The sequence below is a fragment of the Enterococcus sp. AZ194 genome, from assembly GCF_051713825.1.
In the GTDB taxonomy this organism is placed as follows: Bacteria; Bacillota; Bacilli; order Lactobacillales; family Enterococcaceae; genus Enterococcus_K.
This window is the reverse complement of the sequence record NZ_JBIOQR010000001.1, coordinates 3,380,119-3,395,274: the sequence shown is the minus strand read 5'-3', so window position 1 is coordinate 3,395,274 and position 15,156 is coordinate 3,380,119. Positions and strand designations below refer to the sequence as shown.

General features: G+C 38.3%; 17 protein-coding genes and 1 tRNA gene. 14 read left to right on the top strand and 4 right to left on the bottom strand.

Annotated elements, in window-relative coordinates:
* Positions 1 to 3: 3 nt before the first annotated feature.
* Together IGI37_RS15795 and IGI37_RS15790 are read left to right on the top strand one after the other, a co-directional pair.
* Positions 4 to 744 carry a cyclase family protein gene (locus IGI37_RS15795; RefSeq protein ID WP_438763019.1) on the top strand — a complete coding sequence of 247 codons (741 nt, stop codon included), beginning with the start codon at positions 4 to 6 and terminating at the stop codon, positions 742 to 744.
* 160 nt (positions 745 to 904) lie between these two features.
* Complete coding sequence (locus tag IGI37_RS15790) at positions 905 to 1,282, top strand: ASCH domain-containing protein (RefSeq protein ID WP_438763018.1); 378 nt, start codon at positions 905 to 907, stop codon at positions 1,280 to 1,282.
* Between the two features lie 160 nt (positions 1,283 to 1,442).
* Here the strand turns inward: IGI37_RS15790 and IGI37_RS15785 are convergent, their stop codons facing one another.
* From IGI37_RS15785 to IGI37_RS15775, 3 genes are all read right to left on the bottom strand, one after another.
* Complete coding sequence (locus IGI37_RS15785; protein WP_438760067.1) at positions 1,443 to 2,525, bottom strand: IS30 family transposase; 1,083 nt, start codon at positions 2,523 to 2,525, stop codon at positions 1,443 to 1,445.
* A 135-nt stretch (positions 2,526 to 2,660) separates the two neighbouring features.
* Positions 2,661 to 3,329, bottom strand: a complete 669-nt coding sequence (locus tag IGI37_RS15780) for an HD domain-containing protein (RefSeq protein WP_438763017.1) — start codon at positions 3,327 to 3,329, stop codon at positions 2,661 to 2,663.
* A gap of 141 nt (positions 3,330 to 3,470) precedes the next feature.
* Positions 3,471 to 3,623 carry a hypothetical protein gene (locus tag IGI37_RS15775; protein ID WP_438763016.1) on the bottom strand — a complete coding sequence of 51 codons (153 nt, stop codon included), beginning with the start codon at positions 3,621 to 3,623 and terminating at the stop codon, positions 3,471 to 3,473.
* A gap of 284 nt (positions 3,624 to 3,907) precedes the next feature.
* Here IGI37_RS15775 and IGI37_RS15770 point away from each other — a divergent pair, with 284 nt between their 5' ends.
* The 12 genes from IGI37_RS15770 (at position 3,908) to IGI37_RS15715 (ending at position 14,699) form a co-directional block, all read left to right on the top strand.
* Positions 3,908 to 4,315: a GNAT family N-acetyltransferase gene (locus tag IGI37_RS15770; RefSeq protein WP_438763015.1), complete on the top strand. Its 408-nt coding sequence runs from the start codon at positions 3,908 to 3,910 to the stop codon at positions 4,313 to 4,315.
* A gap of 83 nt (positions 4,316 to 4,398) precedes the next feature.
* Positions 4,399 to 5,325 (top strand): aminoglycoside phosphotransferase family protein, encoded by a 927-nt coding sequence (locus tag IGI37_RS15765; RefSeq protein WP_438763014.1) that lies wholly within the window; start codon positions 4,399 to 4,401, stop codon positions 5,323 to 5,325.
* Between the two features lie 58 nt (positions 5,326 to 5,383).
* Positions 5,384 to 5,722 carry a hypothetical protein gene (locus tag IGI37_RS15760; RefSeq protein WP_438763013.1) on the top strand — a complete coding sequence of 113 codons (339 nt, stop codon included), beginning with the start codon at positions 5,384 to 5,386 and terminating at the stop codon, positions 5,720 to 5,722.
* Between the two features lie 187 nt (positions 5,723 to 5,909).
* Positions 5,910 to 6,497 carry a thymidine kinase gene (locus tag IGI37_RS15755; protein WP_438763012.1) on the top strand — a complete coding sequence of 196 codons (588 nt, stop codon included), beginning with the start codon at positions 5,910 to 5,912 and terminating at the stop codon, positions 6,495 to 6,497.
* Positions 6,498 to 6,500: 3 nt separating this feature from the next.
* Positions 6,501 to 7,574 (top strand): peptide chain release factor 1, encoded by a 1,074-nt coding sequence (prfA, locus tag IGI37_RS15750; protein ID WP_438763011.1) that lies wholly within the window; start codon positions 6,501 to 6,503, stop codon positions 7,572 to 7,574.
* The gene (gene prmC, locus IGI37_RS15745) at positions 7,567 to 8,406 is read left to right on the top strand and encodes a peptide chain release factor N(5)-glutamine methyltransferase (protein ID WP_438763010.1); all 840 of its coding nucleotides are present in this window, start codon (positions 7,567 to 7,569) and stop codon (positions 8,404 to 8,406) included. The genes prfA and prmC overlap by 8 nt, the downstream gene beginning before the upstream one ends.
* Positions 8,407 to 8,656: 250 nt before the next feature.
* Entirely contained in the window at positions 8,657 to 9,679 is a 1,023-nt protein-coding gene (locus IGI37_RS15740; RefSeq protein ID WP_438763009.1) for an L-threonylcarbamoyladenylate synthase, read from the top strand.
* A gap of 86 nt (positions 9,680 to 9,765) precedes the next feature.
* Positions 9,766 to 11,004: a serine hydroxymethyltransferase gene (gene glyA, locus IGI37_RS15735; RefSeq protein WP_438763008.1), complete on the top strand. Its 1,239-nt coding sequence runs from the start codon at positions 9,766 to 9,768 to the stop codon at positions 11,002 to 11,004.
* A 150-nt stretch (positions 11,005 to 11,154) separates the two neighbouring features.
* Positions 11,155 to 11,784 (top strand): uracil phosphoribosyltransferase, encoded by a 630-nt coding sequence (gene upp, locus IGI37_RS15730; protein WP_438763007.1) that lies wholly within the window; start codon positions 11,155 to 11,157, stop codon positions 11,782 to 11,784.
* 180 nt (positions 11,785 to 11,964) lie between these two features.
* Positions 11,965 to 12,795, top strand: coding sequence for a lysostaphin resistance A-like protein (locus IGI37_RS15725; protein WP_438763006.1), 831 nt, complete (start codon positions 11,965 to 11,967; stop codon positions 12,793 to 12,795).
* A 218-nt stretch (positions 12,796 to 13,013) separates the two neighbouring features.
* Entirely contained in the window at positions 13,014 to 13,562 is a 549-nt protein-coding gene (locus tag IGI37_RS15720) for an ImmA/IrrE family metallo-endopeptidase (protein WP_438763005.1), read from the top strand.
* Between the two features lie 6 nt (positions 13,563 to 13,568).
* The gene (locus IGI37_RS15715; RefSeq protein ID WP_438763004.1) at positions 13,569 to 14,699 is read left to right on the top strand and encodes an FRG domain-containing protein; all 1,131 of its coding nucleotides are present in this window, start codon (positions 13,569 to 13,571) and stop codon (positions 14,697 to 14,699) included.
* Positions 14,700 to 15,034: 335 nt separating this feature from the next.
* On the opposite strand, the gene IGI37_RS15710 is transcribed toward IGI37_RS15715, so the two are convergent.
* Positions 15,035 to 15,107 (bottom strand) — tRNA-Thr (locus tag IGI37_RS15710).
* Positions 15,108 to 15,156: the final 49 nt, after the last annotated feature.

Sequence of the window (15,156 nt, the reverse complement as noted above, 5' to 3'; positions counted from 1 at the left end):
ACCATGACAACAATCATTGAGAGCATTCAGTTTTTGAAATCACAGAAATGGGTCGATTTAACACATGAGGTGACCGCAGAGATTCCTTATTTTTCAGCATTTCATCCATTAAAAGAAAAAACACTGTTTACAGTAGAAGAGGATGGTTTTCTAGCAAAAGAATACCAATTAGTTACACAATACGGCACGCATATCGATGCGCCAGCTCACTTTGCAAATGGCAAACGTTTGTTAGAAGCATTGGATTTGAAGGAGTTCGTCTTGCCTTTATTTGTCTTACATAAAGAGGAAGAAGTAGCGAAAGATTCAGATTACCGATTGACGGTGGCCGATATTTTGGCATTTGAAGAAGCGTACGGCCAAATTCCTGCAAATAGCTTTGTGGCCTTTGCGAGTGGCTGGTCGAAACGTTTTGAAAACCATGAGGCATTTTATAATAAGGATGAGGAAGGGCAAGCACACACACCAGGTTGGTCATTAGACGCGTTAAAATTTTTGCATGAAGAAAGAAATGTCTGGGCAATTGGGCATGAAACCTTAGACACTGATGCCGCGGTTGATGCGACCCAAAATGCTGGCTTAATTGGCGAGCTCTATTGGTTGTCTCAAGATAAGTATCAGGTAGAGGTCTTAAACAATCTTTCTGAGGTTCCTGCGACGGGTGCGGCAATAGTGATTGGTGTGCCTAAGATTAAAGAAGCGCCAGGGTTTTCCGTCCGAGCATTTGCGATTGTTCCTGAATAAACGGGTAGGAAACTAGACAGTGTTTGTTCGCTGGTATAAGTAGGAAATGAGAGAAAGCAGTCGTTTTAGTTAAATAGACGGAAATCAGTAATAAGCATCTAGACATTCTTTCTGATGCCCGTTAAATTGAAGCAAATCTAGATATGATGGGAGAAAAGACATGCAAGAAGTCAAGTTTGGTGGTACTGCGCGTGAGCAAGATGAGTTAGCCAGATTAGTAAACAGTGGGGAAAAAGTGGCTACCTCTACGTTGAAGTTTTTTCAAGAGCAAGGCTTGTCAGCTCCTAGTTATGTAGGTGATAAATGGGCGATCATGAACAGTCAAGATAAGCCTATCTGCTCAGTTGAGGTGACCCAAGTCTTATCCCGTTCTTTTGGTGAAGTTGACGAGGCATTCGCCAAGGCAGAAGGAGATGGTTCTTTAGAGAATTGGCAGACAATTCATGCCAATTATTATGGCCAGCTTCTTTTAGAGCATCAGCAAAAATTAACCGAGGCAACCCTCTTGGAATGTATTTATTTCAGGAAATTAGGATAGATTGGATTCAGTGAGTCGTTTTTTTGGTATGTGAAAATAAAGGCTTCCGTTGTGGCGCTAGAAAAAATTCTAGTGCTACGAAGGAAGCCTTTTAAGTATCCAAATTTCAAGTTCAAGTTAGCCACTTATTGAAATTCATTGGTTATTTAGTTTTTGTTGGTTATCTAGTAGCTAAAGATAGCTCCGATAGTTCGTTCAATAGACACTCACGCGGAGTGGCGTAACCCAATATTCTTCTCGGCAAATTATTCATCCAATCCTGTACACGACGAATGGTGGTCAACGCTACGTCTTCCATGCGTGTTCCTTTAGGTATGAAACGGCGAATCATCCCATTGTGATTTTCGTTGGTCCCTCGTTCCCATGAAGAATAGGGATGGGTGAAATAAACTTCTGTAATATCTTTGAGAAGTGTGGATAGACCAGTGAATTCAGTACCATTATCTGAAGTAATCGTTTTGAAAAGTACTTCGAAATCATTGCCCGCTGCTTCTTTTAAAGCGGTCAGTGCACGATTAACTGGATCAGCTGCTTTTCCATCGATTTTGATAATCACTTCGTAGCGTGTTTTACGCTCGGTTAATGTAAGCAATGCTTGGTCTTTGCCAATGCGCAGTCCGTTCACTGTATCGATTTCCCAATCGCCGAAGCGCTCACGTGTATCGACAATATCTGGACGTTTTTCAATTAAATCACCGAGAATCTTTTTGTTTCGTCTGCTTTTTGGCTTATTGGTCTTCCGTCGAACTTTGAGATGGAGATCAATGTTCTTCGTTTCCATCAAACCGAAATCGATATAGTTGTATAGGGTTGTGGTACAAGGGATCGTTTCATTAGGAAACAGTTCTAGTTTCTTTGCACGACCAACAACGACATCTGGTGATTGCTTTTCTTTCTTCATCTGATGATCGGCATACGCCATGAAATTCGGTGAAGCGACCCACTTCGGTTGTTTACGGGAATTCGCACGTGCGGCTTCGTAAGCGGCTTGGCCAGCATCTGCGGAATAAACAAACGATTCATATTCGTAGGTTTTACCGTTTTGGACTTGGCGCCTGATTTGGCGAACCGTACCGTCTTTTACTTCGCTATGAATGGTTTGAGGAGCACGAACCAGTAGTTTCGCGATTGCTCGATTCGAAAGTGGTTCATCTAATTGTTTCCAGGCTTCAATTTTATTTCGTTCTTCATAATCAAGGTGTTTGCCTTTGCGTAAAAATGTGGTATTCTCAGTTTGCGTCATTGTCATTTCATCCTTTATTGATTGTATAGGAACTTCAATAATACATGAAATTGGGCAATGACGTTTTTTTATTTTATGAAGTGGCTAAGTTCATTTTAAAATTCGCCAGTCTTTTAAGTATCCAAAGAGAGAGGTTTAATCTAAAATTTGATAGGGAGCCCAAACTTCCTCGTTCAAATAAACAATGGAAGAAAATCCCAGTTTATTTGAAAAGGAACCAATTGCTCGAAAGACTTTTTTGGTAAAATAGAACGCCTCTAGCTCAGGGCGATTAATCGCTTCATCGCAGGAAAAATAAATTTCTAGTATATTCTCTTGAAGCTTTAAGGAAATATCGTTGATGAAACACAGTTGACGCATACCTGGAACCTGACTGCCAGCTTCAGCTACTCGTGTGTATTTAATATCCAGTTTGTCAGCCAAAATCAATACGAGAGCCATCAAGTTATCCGTCTCAAATCCGTCACTATGTATACGAATCGCTTCGATGACCTCTTTTTTATGAGTAAGAGTAATCTGATGTTTCTCCAGGTATTCTTTGGCAAAAAGGGCACCTCGTTCAGCATGTCCTTCTTTTCCTTGCGCTGCACCAACATCGTGTAGAATAGCCGCAATCTTAGCTTCTTCAATAAAATCTTCGTGTTCATGCATAGCTGTTAGAAGAGACTCAACCATGTCCGCTACATTTGAAACGTGCTGGAAATCATGGTGTGCCCAACCTTCGTCCAACTTTTCGAATAGCGCAACGGCTTCATAAATAGCTAAGATTTCAGGGTCTGTCGCAATTTGTATAAATCGATTCATGAAGGGTCCTCCTAACTGTTGAATAGATAGTGTAGCAAGGAAAGTCTAAAAATAAAAGAGGAAACTTCAAAAGATATCAGTTTCCTCTAGTAATTAACCTAATTTTACGGCTAAATATGTTCTGGCAAGTAAGAGTTAAGGTTAATATCCTCTTAACATAAAATAAACGACATAAGCCCAACTAAAAATACCATGAATAATTGCCCATAAAATACTATGCCATTTGACATAAGAAATAACCATCGCCAAGGCACAGCCAAAACTGATCCCGGTCTTAATCGAATCCTTCTTCATTCTTCACCCCTCCTTTATGTTTACTAGATAATTTCATTATAAGTGAAAAAAGAGGGATGAAAATCGGCCATTAGACTGAATTAGAAGCTGTAATGATATAATTGAGGGACGCAAGCGCTAACTAATTTTATCAGCCTATAGGTATCAATTATCTAAATATTGCTCAGCAGTTGTTTTTAAGCGCATTCAATTATATACTGAAAAGAATGAATGAAAGCGAGGACTAAGTGATGGATAAATTGAGAATGTTTCCTTTATAAAATAAAAAAATAAAGGAGAAGCGTATGATTACATATAAATTTGAAAAACAAATTGAACAACAGCAACTAGTTACTTTATACGATAGTGTAGGGTGGTTAGCCTACACGAAGGAACCAATTAAGCTTTCTGAAGCAGTTAAAAATTCTTTGGTTGTGATTTCAGCCTGGGAAAAGGGGACGTTGATTGGTCTCATTCGCGCAGTGGGTGATGGACAAACGATCATCTATATTCAAGATTTATTGGTTATGAAGGAGTATCAGGGGAAGGGACTGGGTTCAACCTTGATGCAGCGATTATTAAATCAATATCCGGAAGTTCGACAAAAGGTTCTTTTAACCAATGAAACGCCTACCGTTCGAAACTTTTATGAACAGTGTGGATTTGTCTCTTGCGATAAAGGGGACTTAGTAGCGTTTTTCAAGACTTACTAAGCCTAAAAACTGGCCGCAAGTTTTGAAATAACCAGTCAAGTGTTTGCTGATAGCTTGTTGATTGATTTTGAGGGGGAAGTGTTATGGAGGAATTAGAAAAATTAGCTGAGATGGCTGGCTGGCTTTCTATTGAGCCAATTAATAAAGGTTGGTCCTCAGATAAAAAGTTTTGTATTCAGACCAAACAAGGCACACAACTTTTACGTTTGTTTCCAAAAAATCAACTAGAGAGCAAGAGGCGAGAATTCTCCTTTATTGGTCAAGTGGCCGAGCTAAAATTGAATACGCCGAGTCCTATCATCTGTCAAAGTCTTCCTGATTCGGATAAGGCCTATATGCTACTTAGTTATGTGAAAGGGAAGGATTTATCCAATACGATTCATCAACTTTCTACAGCTCAACAATATAAGTTAGGAAAAGAAGCAGGGCGAGGGTTAAAGAAAATTCATCAACTACCGATACTGTCGATGGATTCACCAAAGATCTTTCAAACACTTTATGCCAAAAAGGCGAATCAACTTCAGCGCTACTTGGAAATAAACAAACAATTGCCAGGTCAAGAGTTAATGATTGACTATGTCTCTGAACAGTTGGCGAAAATTCCCAATCGTCCGGCCTGTCTATTGCATGGGGATTATCACATCGGGAATTTTGTCTATCAAAAACAAGCGCCTCTGGGGATTATCGATTTTGACCGTTCAGAAATAGGCGATGCGTATGAAGAATTCTTTAAAGTTCAATTTTTTTCAAGGGAACAGTCACCCGCGTTTGCACGTGGTCAAATTGATGGTTATTTTTCTAATCGAGTTCCCCAAGAGTTTTGGGAGGCACAAAAATTTTATTGTTTTCATGCAGCCCTTTATTCAATTGTTTGGGCAGCTCCTTATGGGGAGAAAGACGTCGAAGGTATGATTGAACGTTTCCACCAAGTACAAGAGGATTATCAAGAGGGACAACTCATTCCAAAATGGTATCAAGAATTAGACCGATATTCGTGGGATAAGGGATAGAAAAGTAGAGAACGATGGAAGGCTTCGCTGGCCCTAGAAAAAAGAGTAGTTACTGTTTTTGATGTCAAGAAACGGCGAGGTTAAAGGACTGCAACAGATATGTGCGCAAACGCAACAGGAGATAGATGGGAAAGTTTCTTCATTTTATAAATTTACTTTGGCACGGACCTTTCGAAAAAAAGACTACCAGCCCGAAATTATGTTGCAGGGAGTGGATGGTCATACCTTTTGGGGAGACAGCGTTCTTGCACTAGGTTGGTATAAGACTAGAGAGGACGCAGAGAAGGAAATTAAGGAAATAATGGCGGCAATGTCCGTGGGGGATTCTAGTTATGAGCTAAAATATTCTGTTTCAGTTAAATCTAGAGGTCTACTCGATATTGAAATGGAGTTGTAGAAGAAAACAACGGCGATTTTTCACGATTTTAAGTGGAAAATCGCCTTTTTCTGGGTTTGACAAGGACCGATTCCCTTGTTTTTATCTAGGGAAATGCTTTTGTATAGGGATTCGTAAATTTCCTACTATAAAAAAAGTTCAAAATCGAGTATAATATCAAAGAGTAAAATGAAGGGTGACAGGTGAAATGGCACAATTATTTTTTAAATATGGCGCAATGAATAGTGGCAAGACAATCGAGATTTTAAAGGTTGCTCATAACTATGAGGAGCAAAATAAACCTGTTGTTCTTATGACTAGTGGGTTGGACACACGAGATGGTGTCGGTATGGTTTCTAGTCGAATTGGCTTGAAAAGAGAAGCGACGCCAATTTTTCCAGAAACAAATGTTTACGAAATAATTGAACAAATGGCTATAAAGCCGTATTGTATATTAGTAGATGAATCGCAATTTTTGTTGAAAAAACATGTGATTGAATTTGCTCGCGTAGTCGATGAGCTAAGAATTCCAGTTATGGCATTTGGTTTGAAGAATGATTTTCGAAATGAGTTATTTGAAGGATCAAAATATTTGTTGCTGTATGCAGATAAAATTGAAGAATTAAAAACAATCTGTTGGTTCTGTCATAAAAAAGCGACGATGAACTTGCATTATATTGATGGAAAGCCTGTTTATGAAGGAGATCAAGTCCAGATTGGTGGCAATGAAGCCTATTATCCAGTTTGTCGTCATCACTATTTCCATCCAGAAATGAAAGAAGAGGGAGAAAAATAAATTATGTATGATCAGTTACAATCTATTGAAGATCGTTATGAAGAGCTGGGAGAATTATTAAGTGACCCAGAAGTCATCACTGATACGAAACGTTTTATGGCCTTATCAAAGGAAGAGGCGGGATCTAGAGAAACAGTTGAAGTGTATCGCCGTTATAAAACAGTCGTTGAAGGAATTAGTGATACAGAAGAATTATTAGGCGAAAGCTTGGATTCAGATATGGCAGAAATGGCCAAAGAAGAATTATCTGATTTGAAAAAAGAAAAAGAAGTGTTAGAAGAACGAATCAAAATTTTATTATTACCTAAAGATCCAAATGATGACAAAAACATTATTATGGAAATCCGCGGCGCTGCAGGTGGCGATGAAGCCGCTTTGTTTGCAGGAGACTTATTTAATATGTACCAAAAATACGCAGAATCACAAGGATGGCGTACGGAGGTCTTAGAAGCAAATGTTACAGGAATCGGCGGTTACAAAGAAGTTATCATGATGATTTCTGGTGACAATGTGTATTCAAAGCTGAAGTATGAAAGTGGTGCGCATCGAGTGCAGCGTGTTCCTTCAACTGAATCACAAGGGAGAATCCACACGTCTACATCAACGGTAGTTGTTATGCCAGAAGCAGAAGAAGTTGAGATTGAGATCGAAGACAAGGACATTCGGACAGATATTTATCATGCTTCTGGAGCGGGTGGACAGCACGTCAATAAAACGGCTTCGGCAGTTCGATTGACTCACCTTCCAACTGGTATTGCTGTTGCGATGCAGGATGAACGTTCACAAATCAAGAATCGCGAAAAAGCGATGAAGATTTTGAGGGCACGTGTGTATGATCAAATCTCGCAAGAAGCGCAAAGCGAGTACGATGCAAGTCGTAAATCGGCGGTTGGAACAGGGGATCGTTCTGAACGAATTCGGACATATAATTTCCCACAAAACCGTGTAACGGATCATCGAATTGGTTTGACGATTCAAAAATTAGACCAAATTTTAGCTGGAAAATTAGATGAAATCATCGATGCATTGGTTCTTTACGATCAAACATCGAAACTAGAAGAGATGCAAAATGGCTAAGAAAACTTATCGAGAAGTCCTTTCACGGGCTTCTTCTTTTTTAGAGGAGCAAGGAAAAGAAGGCTATGCCATCGAATTTTTATTTTTGGAAAGAAAAAATTGGACGAAGACACAGTGGCTCTTATCGATGAATCAAGAGATTGACGTCTTTGAAGAACAACAGATTCAAGCGGACTGCGAGGCGTTACTGCAAGATATTCCGCCACATTATTTGTTAGGTTATGCTGATTTTTATGACCATCGTTTTAAAGTAACAGAGGCAACCTTGATTCCGCGACCAGAAACAGAAGAATTGGTTGAATTATGTTTGCGAGAAACACCAGAAAGTGGCATGCTTAATGTCGTGGATGTTGGTACAGGAACGGGAGCTATTGCCTTGAGCTTAAAAGCAAAACGTCCAGAATGGCAGGTCACAGCAATTGAACTATCCCCTGAAGCCTTAGAAGTCGCCAAGGAGAATGCAAAAGCGCTAGATATTTCTGTGACATTTATTTTGGGCAATGGGTTGCAGCCGATAGAAGAAAAAATCGATATTCTGATTTCGAATCCTCCGTATATCAGTCAGGCGGAATGGTCGTTGATGGACGAAAGTGTCCGGACATACGAACCTAAGCTGGCTTTATTTGCGGAAAATGATGGGTTAGCGGTTTATGAACAACTCGCTGAGGAAGCAGTTAGTCGTTTAAAACCAGATGGAAAAGTTTTTCTAGAAATTGGTTTTCAACAAGGTAAAGCTGTTCAGCAGATATTTCAGGAAAGATTTCCCGAAAAGAAAATCGAACTATTACAAGATTTATCAGGGAAAGATCGGATGGTTTATCTGCATTCATAACCATAAAATACGTGGAAATAGAGGCACACATACGAGCTGTAAATAAGAGCGTAGATGATTTGTGGATAACTATTTTTTTTAATGACTGAGGCACGTAAAAAAAACGTGTGAAAATAAGTTTTCATAGAGTGAAAAAAGTTATTAACAGAGTTATGCACACTTGACAAATCGGTTGTCCACAATTCGTGGATAAGTCCGAGGTGAAGTGGAAAAAGACTCTGTTTTAGAAAAAAGGAGCTGTGGATAAGCTGTGGATACAAAAATATATCAAGCGCACGAGTTGGCAGAAGCTGCTGAACAAATAGTCGCCGGAGAACTGGTGGCATTTCCAACAGAAACAGTCTATGGATTGGGTGCGAATGCGTTATTAGCCGATTCTGTTCAGAAGGTATTTGAGGTAAAAGGGCGACCGAGCGATAACCCGTTGATTATTCACGTTGCAGACTTTTCTCAAGTAAAAGAGTATGTGGATAACTTCCATCCTCTGACAGAAAAAATTGTTGAAAATTTTTGGCCAGGACCATTAACGTTAATTTTTCAGATTCGAAAGGGGGCAATTCCTCTAGTGGCAACTGGCGGGTTATCCACAGCTGCTTTTCGAATGCCGGATAATAAAAAAACACTCGATTTCATCAAATTAGCGGGTGTACCAATTGTCGGACCGAGTGCCAATACTTCAGGCAAACCTAGCCCAACAACCGCCCAACATGTCTATCATGATTTACATGGGAAAATTGCAGGAATTTTAGATGATGGGGCAACTCAGATTGGTGTTGAGTCAACCGTTTTGAATTTGAGCGATCTGAATAAAGCACCAATGATTTTACGACCAGGGGCGGTGACCAAAGAAGCGCTAGAAGAAGTGCTACAAAGCACAGTTGAAATTGACGGTCATCTAATTAAAGAAGGGGAAATTCCTAAATCACCAGGAATGAAGTACAAACACTATTCACCAGATACACAAGTAATGATGGTTCACCCAGAGGATTGGCCAGAAGCGATTCAATGGAGTCGTGACCAACGACTAAAAATTGGGCTTTTAGCGAGCCCAGATGTACTGAAAGAGTGGGGACAGACAATAAAAGAAACCTTTTCTTATGACAATAACTCGATTGAAGCTGCGACTAGAGGATTATTTGCTGGACTTCGTGCCTTAGATGAAGGGGCAGACGTGGATTTAATTTTTGCACAAGCCTTTCCTGAAGAGGGCTTGGGAATTGCCTACATGAATCGCTTGAAGAAAGCGGCGGCTCAAAAATTTTTTGAAAAGTAGACAATTGTTTTAAGAAAATTTCAGTAAGTATGTTACAATTTATTTGCAACTGTAAAAAAATAATTATTGAGGGGTGTTATTTGTTTATGGATTACAAAGCAAAGGATACAGAGGTCTGGGAAGCAATTGCCAAGGAGCATGAGCGTCAAGAGAATAACTTGGAGTTGATTGCTTCGGAGAATGTTGTTTCAGAAGGCGTTATGGCAGCGCAAGGGAGTATTTTAACCAACAAATATGCAGAGGGTTACCCTGGGAAACGTTACTATGGCGGTTGTGAGTTTGTTGATGTGATTGAAACCTTAGCGATTGAACGAGCGAAAGAAATGTTTGGCGCAAAATTTGCCAATGTTCAGCCTCACTCAGGCTCTCAAGCAAATACCGCTGCTTACTTGGCTTTAATTGAACCTGGCGATACCGTATTGGGAATGGATTTGTCTGCGGGAGGACATTTGACTCATGGATCGGCAGTAAACTTTAGTGGAAAAACCTACAATTTTGTCAGTTATGGTGTAGACCCTACGACAGAAGTGATTGATTATAATGTGGTCCGTATTTTGGCTAGACAGCACAAACCGAAACTGATTGTGGCGGGCGCAAGTGCATATGGCAGAACGATTGATTTCTCTAAATTCCGTGAAATCGCAGACGAAGTTGGTGCAAAATTAATGGTCGATATGGCACATATTGCCGGCTTAGTGGCAGCAGGTTTACATCCAAACCCAGTGCCGTTCGCAGATATCACCACAACGACGACTCATAAAACATTACGTGGCCCTCGTGGCGGAATGATTTTAACAAACGATGAAGAATTGGCCAAAAAAGTCAATAGTGCGATTTTCCCAGGAATTCAAGGGGGACCTTTAGAGCATGTGATTGCGGCGAAAGCAGTCGCGTTTAAAGAGGCTTTAGATCCAGAATTTAAGGATTACAGCCAACAAGTCATTGATAATGCAAAAGCGATGGCAAAAGTCTTTAATCAAGCCCCTGAAGCACGTTTGATTTCTGGGGATACAGATAATCATTTGTTATTGATTGAAGTCACAGGTTTTGGTTTAAACGGAAAAGAAGCAGAAGCTATTTTGGACACTGTGCATATTACTGTCAATAAAAACTCGATTCCTTTCGAAAAATTGAGTCCATTTAAAACAAGTGGTATCCGTATTGGCACACCCGCTATTACGAGCCGTGGATTTAATGAGCGCGATGCAATTGAAGTGGCAAACTTGGTGGTCAAAGCGTTACGTGCCAAAGATGACGAAGCTGTACTTTCACAAGTTAGAACAGAGGTCAAAGAGTTAACCAACAAATATCCTCTTTATCGTTAAGAAGTTAGATTTTTTTTGGACTTTGTCTAAGGTCTGAAAGCTAAAAATGGGATAACAGAATAAATTTTTGGGAGAGCAGGGCTTGTGTCCTTCTCTCTTTTGTTTTACAATAAATAGAAATGAAAATACACAATATTAAGGAGAGTCAAAATGGGCAAATTTCAAGTAATTGATCATCCATTAATTCAGCACAAACTAACAATTATCAGAGAGAAGAACTGTGGAACAAAAGTTTTTCGTGAAGTCGTTAATGAAATCGCCATGTTGATGGCATACGAAGTTTCTCGCGACATGCCATTAGAGGATATTGTTATCGAAACACCAATGGTTAAAACAACGCAAAAAACATTAACAGGTAAAAAAGTAGCGATTATTCCAATTTTACGTGCTGGGATTGGCATGGTTGATGGGATTTTACAATTAATTCCAGCAGCAAAAGTTGGCCATGTTGGTTTATACCGTGATGAAGAAACTTTAGAGCCACATGAGTACTTCTTAAAATTACCGGAAGATATCGCTAGCCGTCAATTATTTGTTGTTGACCCAATGTTAGCTACAGGTGGTTCAGCAATTATGGCGATTGACTCATTAAAAAAACGTGGCGCTTCAAACATCAAATTTGTTTGTTTGGTTTCTGCACCAGAAGGAGTCAAAGCTTTACAAGATGCGCATCCAGATATTGACATCTATACAGCAGCCTTAGATGAAAAACTAAACGAAGATGGTTACATCGTACCTGGTCTAGGAGACGCGGGCGACCGTTTATTCGGAACAAAATAATAAATAATTTGAAGCTTGTGGATAAAAATTCCGCAAGCTTTTTTAGGGCTTTTCATTCCGTAACGTTTGTTATTTGCAAGAAGAACTCAGCTGATTCCAAAAAGGACGATTATTTTGAGGATAAGCAGATGAGACGCAACTAAAAAAAATAGATAGATTCAGATGTAGGGGGACATTAGCGTGAACAAGGTGTTAGATTTTGGTAAAGTAGTTGGTATTTCTTTTATAGGTATTTTTATTTTAGGTATGGCACAAGGACTGTCTAGTATCCTTTCCTCATTTAGCTTGTATGGCTTTCAATATCTTTTGCAGGGGATAGCTTACGTAGCTTTGACCTATGTATTCCTCAAATTGTTTGTTACAAAAGTCCTTCATAAGTCATTAAGTGAACTAGGGATTACAAAATTCCAGGTGAAAAGGGAATGGCTGATTATTTCCTTTGCTTTACCAATGATAATCATTTTAGTAACTGTTCTTTTGGTGCCAGGAAATTTTATCAACAATAACTACACTTTTAGCAAGAATTTTAGTTATTTTATGCGAGCTTTCTTTTTTGTAGGCCTATCAGTAGGTTTTGTAGAAGAAGCCATATTCAGAGGGTTAATTCTGTCTGTAGTAAGTCAGCAATATGGAAAAACAATCGGGATAATCATTCCGTCAGTAGTATTTGGCGCGTTACATTTATTGAATGGTCAGCTCGATTTAGCCAGCTTCTTGTTGCTTCTTGTTGGGGGAACTTCAGTAGGGATTATGTTCTCTTTATTAGCGAATAAAAACCAGACTATTTGGGCTAGTATGTTTGTCCATAGTATTTGGAATTTTTTGATGATAGGTGGAATCTGTAGTTTTGGTCTATCAAAAGATAAAGAAGCGATTGCGACTTATGTTTTTAAAAATGATAACTTCTTCTTAACGGGAGGGGCATTTGGTATAGAGGTTTCACTCTTTTCTATCCTAGGCTTTGTAGCAGTTATATTGTATCTGGTTTATGGTAGGAGAGGGGGAGAATAAAGTAAATTTTATTTTCAAAATATGATATTTACAGACTGTTCCCCTTTACAAAAAGAATGTACGTTCGTATAATTGGCGGTAAGGTTAAATTAATAAACTATAAAGCTATGGGAGCTTTTATTTTCCAGTACGAAAGCTTCGTATTTACTTGTAAGTACTTTATAGTTATACTTATACACGAAACAACTATCTATTGAGATTAATATGGAGGTGTAGATATGGGGAAGATTTCCGCATTATATGATCAAGAGTTTATGGATAAATTCAAGAATCAAAAAACTGTATTTAATGATATTGACAATACTACTGATGAGCCTCGTATTGATGTACAGCTGATAGCGGAGAAACTAGGGTTTGAAATAGTGCATGATATTTTAAATGAGAGTGGAAGACTAGAAGGTAATAAAATTTTTGTAAACATCTTGGATGCAGAGGTTAGGCAAAGATTTACGATTGCTCATGAAATTGGTCATTTTATACTACATGAGGCAAAAAAAACTAAGTATAGAGATTCGACGCTAGCACGGTATGAAGGCATTCTTGATAGAATTGAAGAACGCGAGGCGAATGGCTTTGCTGCAGAACTGTTAATGCCCGAAAAGCTACTGAAGCGTACGATTGATGAATATATAGCTAAGAATAGATGGACGAATGAATTAGACAACATTCAATATGAGGCACTATTATCTGATGTTGCCAATGAGCTAGATGTATCCAAAAGTTCACTTGAGTTTAGGTTGAAGAATGTTGGTTTTATTAAGGAGTAGTAGAGGATGAATTATAGTAATTTAAAAAGTGCCTGTTTACCAGAGTCTATATTTGAAACGGTTACAATTCAAATCACGATTGCTCCATCAAAACCAGAAGCAGCTACAGACATAGAGTATCATATACAATCCTTTAAAATCGATGAGGCTAAATCATCAAGTGTTGAATCTAATCTTTATAAAAGGTTGGAGAAACATTGTGCAATTGTGAATGAAAAGATTGTGAAGCATAGGCCTATGAAATGGAAAGTTTTTTATTTATATAAAGAATTGTTCCAAAAAATTGCATCTGACAAAGAGTTGGGAAACTTCAACTATTTTAGGGGACAAGCAAAAAACTGGGTTACAATTCCTGGAATATTTCGTTCCAATACATCAAGTGAATTTTTAGAAAAATTTGAAAAGATATATAAGGGAATAAGTGTTGAATTTCCCCAAGAAGTTGAATATGTAGAGTTTTCTGAGTCGATGGATGAACAAAGAAAACGAGCAAAACAATTGGCTCTATTACAACACTATGGGCTAAGAACAAGTTTATTAGATTTAACCAGAAATCCATATATTGCTTTGTTATTTATGGTCTCGGATTCGAGTAAACACGATTTTTCTTCTGGTGTAATTGAGGCTTATGCAATTGACGAAGAACTTCATGAAAAAAATAATATTTTCACTTTGGTTGAAAAAGAAGAGCACAATAGACGATTAAAGGCTCAAGATGGTGCGTTTTTATACTATGATAAATTAGATGGTATGGATACCGATAAATTGGAAAAGATTCCTAGAGTAGTTGTTGAGCTTTGTTATGATGCAGAGGAGTTAAAAAAAGATATCTCAAGAAAGATAAACGAATTAGAAGAAGTATTAAGATCACTAGGTGGGGATATTTCTGAAACGATAGAGTCTGCCTTTCGTGGAGAACTTATAAATTTAAGGAATGAGCATCAAGAATTAGAAAATAACATTGATAAGACAGGTATTTTTTCAATGATTCATGATGAAATAAAAGGGAAATTAAACGAATATTTCTATTTTGAGAAATCCTTGTTCCCCGATCTATATAAGTATATTGAGTATCTGCAACCACGGTATGTCACAGATTCGAAAGTAACAGTTGATACACATAAAAAAGTTAGGTGAATACACCTATTTTAATTGATTAAGGTGGAATTTTTTCTAACCTAATCTTTATAACTTATTAGTGTCCGAACGAATCTGTCAGTTAATTGTCTAGCTTATCAACACGATGAATGGAACGTGCAAACTCTGTGAATAGATTGCAAGAAGTTTTAGGTAAGGCAGATTTTAAAGAAGTTTATAAATCAGGTAAGTTTATTAAATAACAAAAAAATGCATTGAAACACTTACTTCTTTTTTGTAAGTGGCGAATTTTGGCGAATAGCTGAATTTTTAAACGAAAGAAAAGCTGATAGGACAAAGTGAGAAAACCTTGTCTTATCAGCTTTTTTAACTTATGCCAACTGCAGGGATCGAACCTGTGACCTACGCGTTACGAGTGCGTTGCTCTACCTACTGAGCTAAGTTGGCGAAACACATTATGAATTATAGTAAAAAAGAATAAGTTTGTAAAGGAATA

Coding starts and splice junctions, on each gene's coding strand:
- IGI37_RS15795 (WP_438763019.1), top strand. CDS start 4: ATGACAACAATCATTGAGAGCATTCAGTTTTTGAAATCACAGAAATGG.
- IGI37_RS15790 (WP_438763018.1), top strand. CDS start 905: ATGCAAGAAGTCAAGTTTGGTGGTACTGCGCGTGAGCAAGATGAGTTA.
- IGI37_RS15785 (WP_438760067.1), bottom strand. CDS start 2,525: ATGACGCAAACTGAGAATACCACATTTTTACGCAAAGGCAAACACCTT.
- IGI37_RS15780 (WP_438763017.1), bottom strand. CDS start 3,329: ATGAATCGATTTATACAAATTGCGACAGACCCTGAAATCTTAGCTATT.
- IGI37_RS15775 (WP_438763016.1), bottom strand. CDS start 3,623: ATGAAGAAGGATTCGATTAAGACCGGGATCAGTTTTGGCTGTGCCTTG.
- IGI37_RS15770 (WP_438763015.1), top strand. CDS start 3,908: ATGATTACATATAAATTTGAAAAACAAATTGAACAACAGCAACTAGTT.
- IGI37_RS15765 (WP_438763014.1), top strand. CDS start 4,399: ATGGAGGAATTAGAAAAATTAGCTGAGATGGCTGGCTGGCTTTCTATT.
- IGI37_RS15755 (WP_438763012.1), top strand. CDS start 5,910: ATGGCACAATTATTTTTTAAATATGGCGCAATGAATAGTGGCAAGACA.
- prfA (WP_438763011.1), top strand. CDS start 6,501: ATGTATGATCAGTTACAATCTATTGAAGATCGTTATGAAGAGCTGGGA.
- prmC (WP_438763010.1), top strand. CDS start 7,567: ATGGCTAAGAAAACTTATCGAGAAGTCCTTTCACGGGCTTCTTCTTTT.
- glyA (WP_438763008.1), top strand. CDS start 9,766: ATGGATTACAAAGCAAAGGATACAGAGGTCTGGGAAGCAATTGCCAAG.
- upp (WP_438763007.1), top strand. CDS start 11,155: ATGGGCAAATTTCAAGTAATTGATCATCCATTAATTCAGCACAAACTA.
- IGI37_RS15720 (WP_438763005.1), top strand. CDS start 13,014: ATGGGGAAGATTTCCGCATTATATGATCAAGAGTTTATGGATAAATTC.
- IGI37_RS15715 (WP_438763004.1), top strand. CDS start 13,569: ATGAATTATAGTAATTTAAAAAGTGCCTGTTTACCAGAGTCTATATTT.